The sequence below is a fragment of the Vibrio sp. CUB2 genome (genome assembly GCF_001557945.1).
Lineage (GTDB): Bacteria > Pseudomonadota > Gammaproteobacteria > Enterobacterales > Vibrionaceae > Vibrio > Vibrio owensii.
Genome location: NZ_LNRB01000022.1, coordinates 1 through 17,786, shown reverse-complemented (window position 1 = coordinate 17,786; position 17,786 = coordinate 1). Strand labels below are relative to the sequence as shown.

The window sequence follows — 17,786 nt, the reverse complement described above, 5'->3', positions numbered from 1 at the left end:
GCCGTACGGTTTGGGCTTACTTTCTAATTTGTTAATATGACAAGGAGGAAGAGCGTGACGTCAAAAGTCGTATCGGTGGTGCTTGCCGATAGAGAGCGGACAGGGCTAGGGCCTCTCACAGAAACATGTTGTAAATCGGTCACGCAGTTTGCGGGATCTCATCGTTTGATTGATTTTGCTTTAAGTAATCTGATTCAGGCAGGCGTTAAACGAAATCTGGTTTTAACCCGCTTTCATTGTGCTGCGTTAAACACTCATATCGAACAGGCGTGGCAAAACTATCAAGCACGCATCGAAGTGCTTGAGCCGACTTATCCTCAAACTACTTATCCTCAAACAAGGCTCTTGCCTACATTGGAACAAAATTGGACCGATGTACTGTTGCAGAATCTTGATTCGATCAATCATCCGACCGATGAACATGTGTTGTTGGTTGGTGGTGAGCAAATTCATCGCAACTACATTGCCTCGTTACTTCAATACCACCAAATCCAAAAAGCAGAACTGACTTTGGTTGTCGTACAGGTGCCAGTCGAGCAAGCCTCGAAATATCATGTCGTAGAACTGGATGCTCAACGTCAAGTTGTGAGTATTCAACATCAACCAGAACATCCTGCAGAAATACCAAACAAGCCGGGCTTTGCCATGGTGCTGACAGAGAACTATCTGTTTCAACGTCCAGTGTTAGTAAAGGGATTGTTTACCAACGCGAAAAAGCTCGATGGTCAGCATGATCTGACTAAGGATATTGTTGGTCTAATGGCTCGTCGTGTGAAGGTTGAGTTGTTTGATCTCGGAGTTCTTTATTCAGAGCAAACGCCTATGTACTGGCATGGATTGAATAATGTTGACGACTATTGGCGTGCACAAATGATGTTGTTGACGGAAAACCACCGTTTGAAAAAATCTCAATCAGAGCCGCTGTTAAGTGAAAAAGCGCAGTCAGATAGACCTTGTCAACGCAATGAAATTGACGGCATTAAAGGGCGCATTAAAGACAGTTACATCGCGTCAGGATGTCACATTGAAGGAGCTTGTTCTATCCGCTCAGTGATTGGTGTTGACTGTGACTTGGGCAGAAACAGTATCCTGCATGAAGCGGTGCTCATGGGGCGCTGCCAAGTTGGGGCGAATAGCCGAATTACCCGTGCAATCATCGAAGAGGATGTTCATATCGCTCCGGGCACGGTCATTGGTGAAAAGCCGGAAAAAGACAGTGAGCAATTCTTTATTACCGAAGGTGGACTTGTGGTGATCCCAAGGGGCAGTCGCGTCGGGTTTGAAAGTGAACTTGCGCCTCTGCACGAGAATTACCCCGAAGGCGTTACAGCCAACACTTTCTAATAAAGGTATGGTGGTTTCTAAATAAGGTTCTACCAAAAGACAATTTGTTGTCTATTCTAATTTATAAAGATAAATAAAATTCTAAATTACAATAAGTTGGCTAGGAGAGAGCATGCAGTTTGAACGCGCTCATTTTGCAGATGCACTAAAACATTTCAGGAAAAAATCTAAATATTCGCAAGATGCCTTGGCCGAGTTACTTTCTTCCGCTCATCGTGTGTTTTCAAGTTTGAATCAAGCCACTCTCAGTCAGTGGGAAAGGGGGCGAATAGAACCGACACTGTTACGCCGCCTAGGTATCGCTCACTTCTTTCAGCAGCTTTATCATTATGATGAGCAAGAGCTAAAAAGCGTCAAGAAGGCATTGCAACACCCGGTGAATTTTCAGAACTTAAGCACTGTGTACGATTATGAGATTACTCATCGTAGCCATGTCGCTTTTGAAAAGCTGGACGAAGATGACAAACAGTTGATTTGTGAGTCACATCATCGGCAAAACGGCAGTGCGGTGACGGATACATTAGACGCTCTGCATCTCACGCAACCAAAGGTATTTTGCTTCTACTACAAAAAAATGCTGGTGGGGCACATTCTTTATGAACAAAAGCAGAATGCGATTTATCTGGTGAGTGTGGTGTTCCTCACTAAAACCATCCGAACGGCATTGCTTTCTCATATTGCTGAAATCAGTAAAGGTTTGACGGTTTACTTCCCGATCCGAGACCACAGTTTGAATCAGTTTATGGAAGACTGCTTTTTAGAGAAGTGTTGTTACAGCCACAGCGTGACGTTTTATGCAGGAACTAGTGAGCAGTTTTTTGAGAATCCGATGATATTAAGTGTCATGCAAGGGTTTCAGGATTTTCGCTTAGTACGCTACGAACAAGTGATCAAAAAGCAGAGTTAATCACTCTGCTTTTTAATGATTGCTGTTGCTGTTCGTTTATCGCGACTGTTCAGTCTTCTTTGGCATGAGACCATAAGGCAAGGATTCAAAGGCGTAAGGTTGGTTTTTCACTGTCGGTGCTTGATGCACACCTTGCCAATCGAGCAGCATAATAGCTAATACGTTGCGGTGTTCTCCGTATTTTAGATCGTAATCGCCTTCCACCGAGGGAATCATGCCTTGTTCGGTATTGATTGCGCCTTGAATCGCCTGACGTGTTTTATCAACCACTGGGTCGTCATCCAAACCAGCCAACAAGAAAGTAATCCCAACTTCCGCTATCACGTCTTCTTTTGAACGCAGGATGATGGTGTCAATGTTGTCGCGAAAGTAGTCATAAATCCATTGGTGATCCGCTTCATTCACCTGCTTTTGGTAGTATTGCGAATCGCCAAAGATGATGTGCGTCATACCATAAATTTTGTTGCTGTATTGCTGAGGTGACAGTTTCTTGTCTTGGCTATCAGGATACGTGCTACGGAAGGCTTTGGTAAACTGCGCCACCACATCTTGCTCTCCAAGCTGTCGCAACCAATACACCTGATTCGCTAACTGCGCAGCCCATGCTTCAATCATCTCAGGATCAGTGGCGTATCGAGCGAAATCATAGCGTCGCAAGACACTTCTCAAGGTCTTATCTTGCTTGTGTTTTAAGCCATATTCATCTGCTCTCGCCATTGCTCCTAGCAAATCCACGCCTAAATAAAAATATTCTGGCTGATGCTTGGTCACGGTATAGCGGCGCTGACCTCTTTCATCTTCCTGGTCGTGGTAATTCGCGAGGCGCTCTTCTGAATAGAGGAAGATCTGTTCTTGCGTGGTGACATCGCTGGCAAAATGGTTCAGGCGACTGGCGACTGGCGACTTGTGCCATGTCTGTCCAAACCGCTGGAAGGTATTTGTCATCTAGGGTTTGGCGATACATTCGAAGGCCAAAGTGCCCTTCACGAAACGCAGGCAGTGTGTAGAGCCGAGATTCATAGGTATCTTTAATTAACTGAGCGGATTGTGAATAGGTCAAAACAGGAGACTCTTGCGCGGCTTGCACTTGGAAAGCCAGTGAGCATGAAAGCAACACGGCTAAGCTGAGAGGTTTGATACGCATAAACACATTCCGTTAGAAAGCTAGAATTCAAACCTACCATCAATGCTTGTTTGCTATGTAATAACTCAGTCAATAGTTGGTCACGATATGGCGGAAAGTCAGATTAATACGTTCGCCTTTTGCTTTGGCTGTTTTTGGTACTGCATGCTTCCAGTGGTGCTGAAGCTCACCCGCCATAATAAGTAAGGAACCGTGGCTAAGTTCATATTCTATCTGGGTTTTACAATGTAAATTTCGCAGTAAAAATCGGCGGGTTTCACCGAGGTTAATCGATGCGATAACAGGATTTTTCCCTAGTTCTGGCTCGTTATCTTGGTGCCATCCCATGGAGTCTTGTCCATTGCGATATAAGTTGGCTAATACTGAGTTGAACTGCACTTCAGCGATGGCCTCACTGCGCGACTTAAGTTCTGTCAGTTCAGGTGTCCAAGGGTGTGGTGCCATGGTTAATCCTGAATAGGTGTAATCCACATCGCCATGCCAAGCTTGCAAGCGAGGTTGCAAGACAGAACGACCAAACATCATGATGCTTTCTTGTTGCCAAGGTAAGGTAGAGCGGAGTTGCGAAAAGTAGCGATCAGCGTCTAATTGACTCAGAAAGTTAGGATCATAGTAGATCTTTCCCTGTGCTACTTCTTGCCAAAATGAGCTTTTAAATAAATCACCTTGTACTTGCATCTCACTTTACCTGTCTCATTTATAAAAAGGTTCGATATTTATTACCTTTCCGATAAGTATTGGTTATTCTTAAATTAAATAAGTATTTTAACAATAAATATAAAGCTTCGTGGCGAATAGCTACGAGCTAGTGGGGAACAAATGCGTTATTCACCCAGAAAACAGTGTTATTTTGCATTGTTCTTCCTCACTTTTTTTGCCTTGTCTGTTGGGGTTATCGAGCTGTTGCACCGAAACCAGCAAAACCTCCATCAAGAGCGAGTTCAAGTTGAGGCCAAAGAACAACTTTCCATTCTCCGTTCCAATTTGGAAGCGGAACTCATGGCTGACATCTACAACGCGAGCACACTTGCCACTCTCATCACTTTGCTACCCAATGAAGAAGAGCGCAAGCTGAATATCGCGGTTAACCGTATCCTGAACAAGAGTAAGCGCATTTCCGTTATTGGCATCGCGGAAAACGACATCGTTCGTTATCTCTTCCCTCTTCAAGGCAATGAGAGCGTTTTAGGGCTTGATTATCGCACCGTCCCTGAGCAATGGGTCCAAGTACAAAAGGCCAAAGACATTGAAGAGATATTCATAGCGGGGCCAGTTAAGTTGGTGCAAGGCGGTTTAGGGCTGATTGTGCGTGTGCCCGTTTTTCGAGATCCGCCTTTTAATGATGATTATTGGGGGGTGATAAGCGCTGTTATTGATTTTGACAGCTTGCTCCGAGAAACCGGTGTGATTGATTTCTCTTACCGCTATCACATGACTATCAGCGGGTACGACAGCGGAGGTGAATTCGGTGATGTGTTTTTCGGCCAGCCAAGCAAAAGCCGACAAATATACGCAAAAGAGCAGGTTCACTTCCCATACGGAGGATGGAGCCTCGCCGTTTACTCGGATGACCGGTTAGAGCAGCAAGTACCTTGGTATATTTTACAACTGGCTCGCTTAGTAGGTTATCCCATCGTGTTGGCGATGAGTATTGCGCTGATTGTGATTTATCGCTTATACATCGTCGCCGATAGCCGAGCGTTGCACGATGAGCTAACGCAATTGCCAAATCGACGCTACTTTATGCAGTCATACAAGCAACAGTTCGAAATCGCGAAGCGCTACAAAAAGCGTTACAGCTTCGCTTTGATCAACATCGATCTCGACCATTTCAAACACATTAATGATACCTATGGTCATGATGCGGGCGATAAAGTGCTAGTAGCGTGTGCAGAAAGGATCAAAAGCAGTCTGCGTCGCTCTGACATCGTGGCGCGGATGGGCGGTGATGAGTTCTTGGTGGTTGTACACAATCCAAAGACGGAAGAGAACATTCAAGCCTTGTTGAAGAAACTGAGATTTGCATTGTGCTCAACACCAGTTATCTATGACGAAGAGTTGATCTATTTACGAACCAGTATGGGCTACGCCATGTTTGATCCAGAAATGACCTCACCGCAGCAGATGATGAAAATCGCAGACGAGCGTATGTATCAACAAAAACACTATGGTGGGTAGCGTTTAAAACAAAGTAGGCTTGCAAAGCAACGTCTATGAGTGAAATGCAACGTTAGAATACAGACAGTTAGAGCCTCGTATACCTACGGGGCTTTTTCATTTTGACAGTCTTTCTTATTTAAACGCTGATTTGCTGATAAAGGGATTAGTAGCAATGTGTGCAGTAGCATATTTTGCATTAATTTGCATTTTGCAACTGCGATTTGCAAAATGTGTGCTCAATAAAGCACCAATATGCATCAAGATCGAAGAAAAAACGGAGTTTTAAAAGTTGGCACGCATCGTGCTTTATACAGATTGACCCTTATTAAGCCGAGGGTCACCTAGCCAACTGACGTTGTTAGTGAATACACATTGTTCACAGATATATACCGCCAATCACCTTTATTGTGATTGGCGTTTTTTCTTTCTAGAGGTCAAGAATTTGCACCTCATCGCCCGCTTCCCCTGAATCGCCACATTTGTTGTAACAACTTGGCTGTCTTGGACATACCGCACCTCTCGAACAAATCAATCGAGCTTGAGTTTGAATCCCACGTTCAATCCAGTTGATATTGAGTATCTTAGCTATCGTGGTGAGATCTTTCTTAATGTGCTGAGGAATCACAGTACTACCGCCTGACGATACACATAGAGACTTCAACTCTTCTGCAATCGCAATAGCGTCACCACCTTGGGCTGAAATCGCAGGGTTGAGGTCTATACCTGCACACAGAACACGATTGTTACCGGCTGGGTCGAAGACGTTGACCGATTCACAGCAGTAGATACGCGGCTCATTACCGACATTTAGAATCGAAATTTGTGCAGAGCTGGTATCCAGTGGTTGGGACAAGCGACGGAATACTGCCCAATGCTGACAAGGGTCGTTTACCTTGCGCATGTTACCCCAAGGAAGCGGGATACCATTACCGCGATACACGGCTTTGAGTTTGCCCGGACCATAAGCATCGAAGTAATGCCAGTGTGGGTAGGGTGACACCACCGTCATGCGACGCATTGCGACCGAAGGGGAAACGCCGGCTTTTTTATGAACATCGATTTCATAGCCAGAGCGGTCAAGCAACTGACGAAATGGCACTTTAGGACACAGCAAGGCGCCAGCAAAGAAGCTTGACTCAAAATCGCGCCATGCTTGCAGAATGTCTTGTGAGTTGAGCTCAGAGTTTGAAACCTGCGAACCACTTTGCTCCCAGTTGTTCTGATGCCCAATAGACAGCACGTTACTCATACCGTCACTGCTGTGCAGCACCCGATGGCCGATGTACACGGCTAAGTCGTACTTCAAACGTGTTGGGTAATCACGCATGCGTTTGTTGAGGTAAATCGTCCCCGGCGCTTCCATGAACGACGTGATCAACTGCTTTGCACTCACGCCAAGCTCATCAATCACATCTTGTGGTGCGCGGTCTACCCAACGAATATCCAACCCCATGCTTTTCGCAATGTCGATCAGATCTTCCACTGACAGATTAAGTCGCTTTAAGCCCACTTCTTCTGCTGCCCGTTCTAAGTCTGGGAAGTGGTTTTGGTGGTTTTCTTGGTGTGCTCGAATCAATAGATGAGCAAATTGACGCCCTGTGATACCAGTTTGGGAGAGCATCTCTGGTATCGCGATTTGCAGGATATCGTTAGAGAACAAGAAGCTGGGTTCGAGCGCCATCCCGTTAATGCCGCCACGATTACCTTTGTTGGGCGTGATGGCTTCGAGCTCTGGCTCATCGTCCAAAAACCAAGCGGGTTCTTTTTGGAAAACTTCGGCGATCACTTCCAACATATCGATGCTCGGTACGCGTTTTCCACGTTCGATCATCGACAGATAAGAAACCGACGGCGCGTATTCAGGATTGATCCTAACGCAACGCGCAGACAAATCTTCCATCGTTAAATGGTTATTCTTCCTTAGGTTACGAATTTTCGTCCCTAAGAAGTGTGATTGGCGGATAAGACTTTTTGACACAGACATTTTGTAAAATTCACATTGTAAAATTTTTGTTGTGAAATTGTAGTCAAAATTTCGCTAGTCTACATAATGAGCAGGCAAGGAAATTAACCATCCACTTCACAGATTTGCCTGAAACTTAAACGGAAGTTTTAAGTTTTTACTCTAGGAAGAGTGTTTAAGTGCGAGGAAACGACGATGAATATGCTGAATTTCGATAAAAAAGACATCCAACAACAAGAACGCCCATTTATCGCTGAAGCCGTATTTGCCGTCGAGGCGGTAAGTGCTGAGCAGCAGAGCGAGAAACAAGTTAAGGCGAAGCAACTACTAGACCGTATGTTCCCACTGGAGAACGGTTCTCACCAAGATGTATCAAGCTACGTGATCGACTACCGCCATGTAATGGCTTACTTCAAAGACGGTACCCACAGCGGTCTTAAAAGCCCAAAGCATTTTGTAGCGTACACAGGTGAGAAAGAAGACCCTAAATCGATTCTGTTTAAAGACGAATCAGGTAGCCACGCAGAAGTGATGTTTGGTTGTCACAAAGGCACAGGTTGTGTGGAGTTGATGGACATCGACGATATCCAATTGGAAACACGCACCACCTTTAGCCCTGAACTTACCGGCAATGCACCAACTGCGATGCGCCACTGGATCAGCCTAATCAAGGGCGATAAGAAAGGTAAACCAATGGCATGCAGTGAAGATAAAGAATACACCGCGAAAAATGGTGATGATTACTTCTTAAGCTACTGCTACAGCATTGATTAATGATTTAAGAAACAAATAACGAGCCAGCCCAAGAAAGACAAAACCCCAAGCAAGCGCTTGGGGTTTTGTTTATATTTTCAGCCTGTGTGAATTGCTTTCGCTAGTTTGTTTTACTGGCGTTACAGCGGCATCACGCGGTTGCGACCCAGTTGTTTGGCTTCGTAGAGCTGTTTATCCGCTTTGTTCACTAAGCTTTCTGGCGTATCACCCACTTCAAACTCGGCCACACCAAACGATGCGGTAATGCTTTGCACTTGAGTGCCAGAGCGTTTGTCACGGACACGAAGCTTCTCAATCATTCGACGCAAAGTGTCTGCGTATTGGCGAGCAATACGTAGCGACTTATTCGGGATAATAACGGCGAACTCTTCACCACCAAAACGATAAGCGCTGATACCATCACGGCAGCTTTGTTGCAGACGGCGCGCAATGGCTTTAATCACTGTATCGCCAAACAAATGGCCGTAGTTATCGTTAAACGCTTTGAAGTGATCAATATCCAACATCACCAAGGTCATTGCTTGGTTACTGTCGATCAGCATTTGCAGGTCGTTATCGAAAGCACGGCGGTTGTATAGGTTTGACAGGCCATCAAACAGCGCGTCTTTTTGTACTTCAGCAAGCTGGTTTTTAAGACGGGAGATCTCTTCACTGGCCGTGGTGAGTTGGCTATTTAGGAATTTGGTGGAATGGCGGATCTCGCGGGATTCAACAACGAGCTGACGAACAACATTCATCACTTCTTCGATGCTCAGGCTGTTGTCTTCAACTTTCTCTAGTTTGTTGAAACTCTTGTCTACCATGTCTGAGAAGGATGAAGTATCCGTAATGGTGTCACTCATTGAGCTAGAGACTTCACCCAGCAGCACTTCGACGTTCGTTTTGAGCTCTTCTAAGCTGGTTTCAGCTTTGCTCGCCACGTAGTTGTTGTAGAGCTGTTTATGCATAGCGGGTGGACAGACGTCATAATTCTCCAGAACCATATCTAACTCTTGGTTTAGCTCTGGGATCGTCTTGTCTACGTAGGTGTACCACAGCGCGTAGTTGGCAGGTGTCGCCGCTACGTGGTTCTTTATCATTAGTGGCACCGCTTTTTTTAGATTGGCGGTTGATTTCTTAAATTCGTCGGTCATTTCTGCGGTGTTACAAGCAAAATGGAATTAGGCTAAGGGTAACGGATATAAAACAATATCGCTTTAATTTTTGTCATTTTTGCTTGGTTTTCTTAAAAAAAATGAGCAAATAATCAAACAGTTTCATGAATGTAAGGTTTGATTATTAAATTTGATAAAATTATCCGTAACATTCTGTTTACTAAAGAGGTTTGTTTGATGGAGTTTTGAGCAATGTCGATGGTGCGCTGATCGTGACCAACGAAGATGCGTAAAAACTGGCATGTGCGTAATAGAAAAGAGCCAAAAGGAGCTTCTTTTGAACAAAACAATCGGACTGTACTGGTTTACCAACGATTTAAGATTGCACGACAATCCGCTCCTACTAAGAGCTTCTGCAGAAGTTGATTTGCTCATCTGCATATACTGCTATCCAAAGGTATCCTCCTACCTGAAGCAATACGCACATGAGCCGGAGTACGGGTTTGCCAAACAGCAGTTTTTGGATGAATCGCTGCATTGTTTGAATTTGTCTTTGAATGCACTTAATCAGCGTTTGCAGGTTGTTGACTTACATCCATACCAAGCGATCAAGCACGCTGCTGACAAACTTGGCGTGACGCACCTCTATGTGGATGCAGTTGCTGGATCAGACGAGCAAGATGTGGTCGATAAGATTCAGGCAGAAGCGCCCCATATAGCGGTTATTCAAAGTGAAGTACGTAGCTTGTTCTCTGTTGAAGGTTTACCGTTTGAGCTTGAAGCGCTTCCTGATACCTTCACCAAGTTCCGAAAAAAGGTTGAGAAACTTGCTCTAACCGAACCTGTAGAAGCAGTAACGACATTGCCTCCGCTGCCAGACGGACTCGCACTGCCGACGTTGAGTTTGACCCGTGACGTCCAGCCAAGCCTGTTTACTGGTGGTGAGCGAGCAGGGCTTGAACATTGTCGTCAGTATTTTGCTTCAACACTAGCAAGTGAATACAAGCAAACGCGCAACGGTTTAGATGGCATGGATTACTCCACCAAGTTCTCTCCTTGGCTAGCTCATGGGTGTCTTTCTCCGAAAACCATTTATGCCATGCTTAAACGTTATGAAGTCGCGAATGGTGCAAATGACTCAACCTATTGGATTTACTTCGAACTGCTTTGGCGTGAATACTTTTATTGGTATGCACGTCGATACAAGCGGCAGCTCTTCCGATTCGGTGGCATCCAAAATCAAGCACCACTCACCAGCTTTTACGCGCATCGCTTCCAACAATGGAAGAAAGGTGAAACGCCATTCCCTATCGTGAACGCGTGTATGCACCAGCTCAATGAAACCGGTTATATGTCGAATCGTGGCAGACAGTTAGTCGCCAGTTGTTTAGTGCATGAACTTGGTCTCGATTGGCGTTATGGCGCGGCGTACTTTGAGTCACAACTGGTTGATTACGATGTGGCATCGAACTGGGGAAACTGGCAATACTTAGCAGGCGTTGGTGCTGATCCGCGTGGTTCACGACAATTCAACCTCGAAAAGCAAACCGAAATGTACGATCCGCACATGGAGTTCATCGATAGGTGGCAAGGTCGGTGTGCTGGCGCGCATTTGGATAGTGTGGACATGGTCGATTGGCCTATCGTGATGGGTAGCAGTGACAAAGCTTCGTCACCGGAGAAGCCGTAATGCAATTTGAAACCGTACGATTGATCTTGGGCGATCAACTTAACAGTGAGCACTCTTGGTTTCAGCAACCGGATGAGCAAGTGCTTTACCTAATTGCGGAGCTCAAGCAAGAGAATACTTACGTCACGCATCATATTCAGAAAGTGTGTGCGTTCTTTTCTGCAATGGAACAGTTTGCGAAAGAGCGTCAGAGCGAGGGGCATCAAGTTTTGCATCTCACGTTGGACGACACACAATCCTTCGACGATCTTGAGCAAGTCTTGCACCACTACGCGAGTGAAGTTGGTGCAAGTAAGTTTGAATATCAACGCCCCGATGAATACCGTTTACTAGAGCAGTTAGCCAAACTAAAGCTTGATGGGGTCGTGACTCGCTGTGTCGACTCGGAATACTTTTTGTTGCCGTTTGAGGAAATAGAATCGCAGTTCCCTCAAGGCAAACACATCATGATGGAGCACTTTTACCGCCGTATGCGCAAGCGCTTCGACATCTTGATGCAAGACGGAAAACCCGTCGGCGGAAAATGGAATTACGATGCCAATAACCGTAATAAGCTCAAAGCCAAAGACACTGAACAACTGCCACAACCTTTGATGTTCAGTACCGACGTGCGCGATATTACTGAGCGGTTGGCACGACATGACATCAAAACCATCGGAAATCTCGAAGGGGACTTGTTGTGGCCGATTAATCGCGCGCAAAGCCTCTCTTTACTCGCGCATTTCTGCCAAGTCTGTCTGCCGTTATTCGGACGTTTTCAAGATGCCATGACAGGTCAGCACGATGCTAAATGGAGTTTGTATCACAGCCGAATTTCATTCTCGCTCAACAGCAAATTGCTGCGCCCGAGAGAAGTCATTGATGCATCACTCAAGGCATTTCACTTCAACGCAGATATCGACATTTCTCAAGTCGAAGGGTTTATTCGCCAAATCTTGGGATGGCGAGAATACATCCGAGGCGTCTACTGGGCGAATATGCCTCATTACCCGAAAAAGAACGAGTTGGGCGCAGACAGAAAGCTGCCAGACTTCTTTTGGAATGGCGAAACCAAAATGGCCTGTATGCGCAATGCGATTGGTCAGTCTCTCGATTACGCCTACGCACATCACATCCAACGTTTGATGGTCACTGGTAATTTTTGCTTGTTAACCGAGATCGACCCAGATCAAGTGGATGAGTGGTATCTCGGTATCTATGTGGATGCAATTGAGTGGGTAGAAATGCCAAACACTCGTGGCATGGCGTTGTTTGCGGATGGCGGTATTGTTGGTACCAAGCCCTATGCAGCGAGCGGTTCTTACATCAATAAGATGAGCGACTACTGTAAGGGATGCCATTACGACAATAAGGCGAGGAGCGGGGAAGGATCGTGTCCGTTTAACAGCTTGTATTGGCGCTTTATGAACAAGCACGACAAGCGTCTCGCAACCAATCCACGAATCGGGATGATTTTCCGCTCTTGGGACAACATGGAAGAACAGCAACGCCAAGCGATACTTGATACCGCAGAGCATTACATAGAAAACGTGGAGAACTTGTGATGGAAATACTCATCGTCGGTGGCAATGGTGGAATTGGTTTGGCGATGGTTCAAGAAGCCACTGTGCTGTTCCCTCAAGCGCACGTGCATGCTACTTATCGTAAGCAGCAACCAGATTGGCAACACCCAAATGTCGTTTGGCATCAAGTGGATGTATCGCAAGACGAGCAGGTAAAAGCGTTCAGCGAGCAGATTGAACACGTCGATTGGTTGGTGAACAGTGTTGGTATGTTGCACACCCAAGAGAAAGGCCCTGAGAAGAACCTTAGCTCGTTAGACGCAGACTTTTTTCAGCAAACCATCATGGTTAATACTTTGCCAAGTTTACTGTTGGCAAAATACTTCACGCCCAAGCTAAAGCGCAGTACTGCACCTAAGTTTGCGACCATTTCGGCCAAAGTTGGCAGCATTAGCGATAATCAGTTAGGTGGTTGGTACAGCTATCGTGCATCGAAAGCTGCATTAAACATGTTCCTTAAAACCATGTCGATTGAATGGCAAAGAATGGTCAAACATGGCACGGTGCTTTCACTTCACCCAGGCACCACGGATACCGCTTTGTCGGCACCTTTTCAAACCAATGTGCCAGAGGGAAAGCTGTTCACACCAGAGCGAGTTGCTAAGGATTTATTAGGCTTGATAGAAAAAGCGACCCCGCAAGAGAGCGGGGCGTTTTGGGCTTATGATGGGACGTTATTACCTTGGTAAGAGAACGCGTACAAACGTTAATACAAAGGAAATAGCGCTCTTTAGAGTGGGTCGGAGTGACCTACGTTTTCGTTGATTTATTTCTTCGGCAACGCTCAGAGCAATAAACGATTTCCTCCCAATTTCGCGCCCACTTCTTTCTCCAAGAAAATGGGCGCTGACAGACCGGACAGACTTTCATGGGAAGGTTGGATTTAAAACCTTTCATTGCGCTGAATGTTCACTCCTAATTTGGTTAAAACTAGCTACTTATCAAATAGGTACAGATAATCGCCGTAGCCTAAACTCGCCATCTTGTTCGCTGGTACAAACTCCATTGCGGCTGAGTTCATGCAGTAACGTAATCCTGTTGGCTTAGGACCATCTTTAAATACATGGCCAATATGCGAATCACCAAACTTACTGCGGATCTCGGTGCGTGGATAAACCAGTTTAAAGTCGGTCTTCTCTACGATGTAGCCTGGGTTAATTGGTCTGGTAAAGCTTGGCCAACCTGTGCCAGATTTGTACTTATCCGTTGACGAGAACAAAGGCTCACCAGTGACGATATCAACGTAAATACCTGCTTCTTTGTTATCCCAATACTTATTGTTAAAAGGACGTTCTGTACCTTCTTCTTGTGTCACGTAGTATTGAAGCTCAGTCAATTTGGCTTTGATTTCTTTGTCTGAAGGCTTTTCGTACACCTTCACTTTCGTCACTAACTCTTTTTCGTTGATAAGTTCACGCAGCGTTTTTGGGTTGTCTTTACGATCTTCACCAAACACTTCGTCGAGGTATTTATCGCGACCTGATGCGTAGCGGTAATATTTGTACTTCAGGCTACTCTTCTTGTAGTAATCCTGATGGTATGACTCCGCAGGATAGAACTTTTCAAACTCGATCAGTTCTGTTTTCAACGGTTTTGGGTAGATCATCGCCTTGTCGATTTCCATCATAAACTGCTCAGCAATCTGCTTTTGCTCCGCATTATGATAGAAGATCGCCGGGCGGTATTGGGGACCACGGTCGACGAATGAGCCTTTGTCGTCAGTCGGGTCGATATGGCGGAAGAAGTAGTCCAGCACTTGTTCGTAGTTTACGACAGCAGGATCGTACTTCACCTCAATCACTTCAATATGGCCAGATTTTCCAGAAGAGACTTGTCGATAAGTTGGGTTTTCTAAATCACCGCCTGAGTAACCAGAGACAACATCTAACACACCAGGCAATTGTTCTAAATCTGATTCCGTACACCAGAAGCACCCACCCGCAAGGGTTGCGATGTCGGTTTTACCAGATGCGTTCATCTTATCCATGGTATCGGCGGTACCTGTTTTACTTAGCAAGATGAACAGTACAGGGAGTGTGAATGAGAATCCCACCAATAGCTTAGATACTTTCTTCATAACTTCCTCAAACGTCATTTTTCTCAATGAATGTTACGTAAGAAGACAGAAGTAAGAGCGAAAAAATTGCAGTGATTACGAAAAATTCTTTGCCCTTTCTCACAACAGGGCTACAGTAACGGCACGAAACAAGCGCTCATTGATAGAAGGTTTCCGATGAGGCAAAAGCAATAATGAGGGAAACCATGTTATGAACTCCCCAAAGTGTAACGGCTTTGTTTCCTAATTCGAGTTCAACTTCAAAAGGTTCCTAACACGGTTGATTGCTAGGCGATCATCATTGTTTCAGGCATACCTAGCCCTGTAAGTTTGTTCAGCGCTTTGATCATGGCGTAAGTCTCGCCAACTTGCGCATTGTAATTTCTTAAGCTTAGTGTCCCACCGACCAGTTTCTTTACACGGAACATCGCTGTCTCTGAGAGCGAACGTTTATGGTAGCCATACTTCTTTTTCCAATGCTTATTTGAACCATATAGCTTCTGGCAACCGACGGTTAAATTGCGAGGATGGCCTTGTTCCCAGAAGGCAGCGCCTTCCCTTGGTGGAATGAGCGGCTTGGCTCGTTTGATGCGAATGGCTTCGTAGCACAACCTTGTGCCATAAGCACCATCACCAGATATCGCTACGATTCTTCGGTGAGTTTGTTTGAGCAAACTGGGGAGCGCTTCACTGTCGCTCACATTCGATAAGTTAACTCAGCGGCAATGACTTCATTCGTGTTTGTATCAACCGCTAAATGTAACTTTCTCCAGACACGGCGCTTCCCGTCAGTACCATGCTTTTTTACCTTCCATTCGTCCTCACCATAGACCTTTAGCCCTGTCGTATCAATTGCCAAATGCTGGATTGTTCCTTTAGTTTTTGTCTTGAACGCGACGTTGACCGTTTTAGCTCGTTTGCTAATGCATGAATAATGAGGGCATGACAACGGTAGTTGAGCGAGCTTAAAAATAGAGTTAATGAACCCTTGAAGACCTCTCAACGGTAATGAAAATACACGCTTAACCATAAGAGCAGTTGTAATCGCTAAGTCACTAAACAAGCGAGGTCTTCCACGATCCCCCTGCTTGATTTGCTTCCATAGTTGAACGGTTTCTTCATCAATCCAAAATGTCAGAGAACCGCGATTGATTAAAGCTTGGTTATAGTGTTTCCAATTGGTTGTTTTGTAGCGAGGCTTGGCCATTGGTCTAAGTATTTGAGTGGACTTAGCTGATCAGATCGTGGTTAATGATTTAGTTCCCTGATTTAGGAAACGAAGCCAAGTGTAACACCTAATTTAATTGTTCATGCTAGAGTGATCTGCTCTATACAATCAATCAGCTTTGCGGTGATGTACCTTTAGTGTGGTTCAACAGTATTAGAAGGGGTGTGCGCCCATCACATCAAAACTTTTTCGGACTACAATTCCAATGCGAATGGTATTGTAGCCCGTTACATTTGAGTATCCAGTTATCTTGTTATCACTTCCATCACAGTGTGTCCTGTGGCGAGTTTTTCACAACGAGTTACACGTAGATTCGATTTGGCGAGTAGCTTTTCCATATCGCTTAAGCTGCGTTGATGGGTGCCATCTTCACAGATAACCGATTGGAAGAGGGCGTTGAACAGCAGTCGTGGAGAGCGTTCACCGTCTTCAACGAGAGGTTCAATCACTAGCAGGTGATTGTCTTCTAGCGATCGAGCAACTATGTCGAGTATGTCTTTACAAGACTGTGTATTCCAGTTGTGCAGGACGTTTTTCAGCAGATAAATATCGTAGCCGGAGGGGATAGAGTCGAAGAAATCGCCGCAGCAGACCTCGACTCTGTCATGAATGTCGCTAGGTAAGTACTGCCAACTTTGCTCGCACACTTCTTCTCGGTCAAAGATACACCCAGACAAATGTTCGTAGCGATTGAGTAACTCTGCGGTAATTACGCCGCTTCCGCCACCAATGTCCATCAAGCTACCCGCAAAACTGAATATATCTGGAAAAACTCTGGCGAGCTCTGCGCCCACTGGTCTTGAAAAGTCACGCATAGCGAGATCATACACGGAGGAACGAGAAGGTGTGGATTCCAAATACTGGTAAAGCGTCTGGTCATAGATGTGTTTGAATCCGGAGTTTCCAGTTTTACAGGTATGGAGAAGCCCCTCATAACCGCGATAATACTCTTTGCCAAACAGTCGGCAGAAATGCCGCATAGATTGAGGGTGATCGGAAAGAAGCAGCATGGAGTGCGTGTTATTGCTGATCATTCGATCATCTTCAACATCAAAAAAACCAAACAGCTCGACGACCTTAAGCGTATTTAGCAGGACAGTCTTATCCGCATTACAAGCTAAAGCGAGTACGTCGATGTCGAGCGAGCCCTCTTTTAATAAGTCGGCAAGCCCCAGTTCTGAGGCCACATTGAGTGCTTTGGCTGCAAGAGGCAGCATCATGATTTCAGATATCTTTTTAGTGGACTCTACATTACTCATAAAACGACCTCATTAAACCGTTATTTATTGGTATTTAGCAAGCTAGCTTTGAAAACTTAATATTTCATTAAGATTGAATGAGTACAGAATATTATTGAAGGTGTAGGTTACTAATGAAGGCTTTATCATTATTACTTGATGATTATATTTGAGTTATTTCTTCATTTATTCTGTGGATACAGAAAACCACGGGTTTACCCGTGGATGAATGCCTTTGGAGACGGTACGATGGCTAAATACAATATTACACCTCGTCCCATAGTGTTTATTACACTAAATATCACATAGTTTGGGTGACTAAGTACCGTCGTAAAATCCTGAATCCTGGTATGTGCAACTACCTACGAAAGATAATGCCAAAGTTACTGCGAAGTTTACCTAGCGTTGAGATCGAGACGATAGGCTTTGATGAAGATCATCTGCATATGATGATGCTTATTCCACCGAAGTACAGTATTTCAGACGTCATGGGTAAACTAAAATGTATGGTCCGCCCCGTTATTGCAACTACAATTAAGTCATAACGGAGTTGGTTTGCGCTAATGTATTCGGAGTCCTTGTTGGGAGCACTAGCTTCCCAGCTCCACGATGATATCTGCGCCAGA

The 17,786-nt window shown here is 45.2% G+C and carries 13 protein-coding genes and 2 pseudogenes; 7 read left to right on the top strand and 8 right to left on the bottom strand.

Annotated features, from left to right (window positions below):
- Positions 1-54 precede the first annotated feature (54 nt).
- Both ATB78_RS24400 and ATB78_RS24395 read left to right on the top strand, forming a co-directional pair.
- A complete protein-coding gene (locus ATB78_RS24400) occupies positions 55-1,344 on the top strand; it encodes a sugar phosphate nucleotidyltransferase (protein ID WP_061010864.1) in 1,290 nt (429 codons plus the stop codon).
- Between the two features lie 112 nt (positions 1,345-1,456).
- Positions 1,457-2,251 carry a helix-turn-helix transcriptional regulator gene (locus ATB78_RS24395; RefSeq protein ID WP_061010863.1) on the top strand — a complete coding sequence of 265 codons (795 nt, stop codon included), beginning with the start codon at positions 1,457-1,459 and terminating at the stop codon, positions 2,249-2,251.
- 36 nt (positions 2,252-2,287) lie between these two features.
- Here ATB78_RS24395 and ATB78_RS24390 read toward each other — a convergent pair.
- A pseudogene (locus ATB78_RS24390) lies at positions 2,288-3,395 on the bottom strand (DUF3541 domain-containing protein).
- A gap of 69 nt (positions 3,396-3,464) precedes the next feature.
- Positions 3,465-4,073 carry an alpha-ketoglutarate-dependent dioxygenase AlkB gene (locus tag ATB78_RS24385; RefSeq protein WP_061010862.1) on the bottom strand — a complete coding sequence of 203 codons (609 nt, stop codon included), beginning with the start codon at positions 4,071-4,073 and terminating at the stop codon, positions 3,465-3,467.
- A 141-nt stretch (positions 4,074-4,214) separates the two neighbouring features.
- Here ATB78_RS24385 and ATB78_RS24380 point away from each other — a divergent pair, with 141 nt between their 5' ends.
- Complete coding sequence (locus ATB78_RS24380) at positions 4,215-5,573, top strand: diguanylate cyclase (RefSeq protein WP_061010861.1); 1,359 nt, start codon at positions 4,215-4,217, stop codon at positions 5,571-5,573.
- Between the two features lie 409 nt (positions 5,574-5,982).
- Here the strand turns inward: ATB78_RS24380 and ATB78_RS24375 are convergent, their stop codons facing one another.
- On the bottom strand, positions 5,983-7,539 hold the full coding sequence (locus tag ATB78_RS24375) for a DUF3612 domain-containing protein (protein ID WP_005438205.1): 1,557 nt from the start codon (positions 7,537-7,539) through the stop codon (positions 5,983-5,985).
- A 174-nt stretch (positions 7,540-7,713) separates the two neighbouring features.
- Between ATB78_RS24375 and ATB78_RS24370 the strand changes: the two genes are divergently transcribed.
- Entirely contained in the window at positions 7,714-8,292 is a 579-nt protein-coding gene (locus ATB78_RS24370) for a malate synthase (RefSeq protein ID WP_005438204.1), read from the top strand.
- 119 nt (positions 8,293-8,411) lie between these two features.
- Here the strand turns inward: ATB78_RS24370 and ATB78_RS24365 are convergent, their stop codons facing one another.
- Entirely contained in the window at positions 8,412-9,425 is a 1,014-nt protein-coding gene (locus tag ATB78_RS24365; protein ID WP_005438203.1) for a GGDEF domain-containing protein, read from the bottom strand.
- A gap of 298 nt (positions 9,426-9,723) precedes the next feature.
- Between ATB78_RS24365 and ATB78_RS24360 the strand changes: the two genes are divergently transcribed.
- The 3 genes from ATB78_RS24360 to ATB78_RS24350 are packed head-to-tail and all read left to right on the top strand — an operon-like array spanning position 9,724 to position 13,327.
- Positions 9,724-11,076, top strand: coding sequence for a DASH family cryptochrome (locus tag ATB78_RS24360; RefSeq protein WP_061010860.1), 1,353 nt, complete (start codon positions 9,724-9,726; stop codon positions 11,074-11,076).
- Positions 11,076-12,620 (top strand): cryptochrome/photolyase family protein, encoded by a 1,545-nt coding sequence (locus tag ATB78_RS24355; protein WP_061010859.1) that lies wholly within the window; start codon positions 11,076-11,078, stop codon positions 12,618-12,620. Before ATB78_RS24360 ends, ATB78_RS24355 begins: the two co-directional genes overlap by 1 nt.
- The gene (locus tag ATB78_RS24350) at positions 12,620-13,327 is read left to right on the top strand and encodes an SDR family oxidoreductase (RefSeq protein WP_061010858.1); all 708 of its coding nucleotides are present in this window, start codon (positions 12,620-12,622) and stop codon (positions 13,325-13,327) included. The genes ATB78_RS24355 and ATB78_RS24350 overlap by 1 nt, the downstream gene beginning before the upstream one ends.
- Positions 13,328-13,388: 61 nt before the next feature.
- Here the strand turns inward: ATB78_RS24350 and ATB78_RS28700 are convergent, their stop codons facing one another.
- The 4 genes and pseudogenes from ATB78_RS28700 to ATB78_RS24335 form a co-directional block, all read right to left on the bottom strand.
- Positions 13,389-13,535, bottom strand: a complete 147-nt coding sequence (locus ATB78_RS28700; protein ID WP_005374142.1) for a DUF2256 domain-containing protein — start codon at positions 13,533-13,535, stop codon at positions 13,389-13,391.
- Positions 13,536-13,572: 37 nt separating this feature from the next.
- Positions 13,573-14,715, bottom strand: a complete 1,143-nt coding sequence (msrB, locus tag ATB78_RS24345; RefSeq protein WP_042606211.1) for a peptide-methionine (R)-S-oxide reductase MsrB — start codon at positions 14,713-14,715, stop codon at positions 13,573-13,575.
- A 266-nt stretch (positions 14,716-14,981) separates the two neighbouring features.
- Positions 14,982-15,901: pseudogene (locus tag ATB78_RS24340) on the bottom strand (IS5 family transposase).
- Positions 15,902-16,167: 266 nt separating this feature from the next.
- Positions 16,168-17,181, bottom strand: coding sequence for a methyltransferase (locus ATB78_RS24335; RefSeq protein ID WP_061010857.1), 1,014 nt, complete (start codon positions 17,179-17,181; stop codon positions 16,168-16,170).
- Between the last annotated feature and the right edge of the window lie 605 nt (positions 17,182-17,786).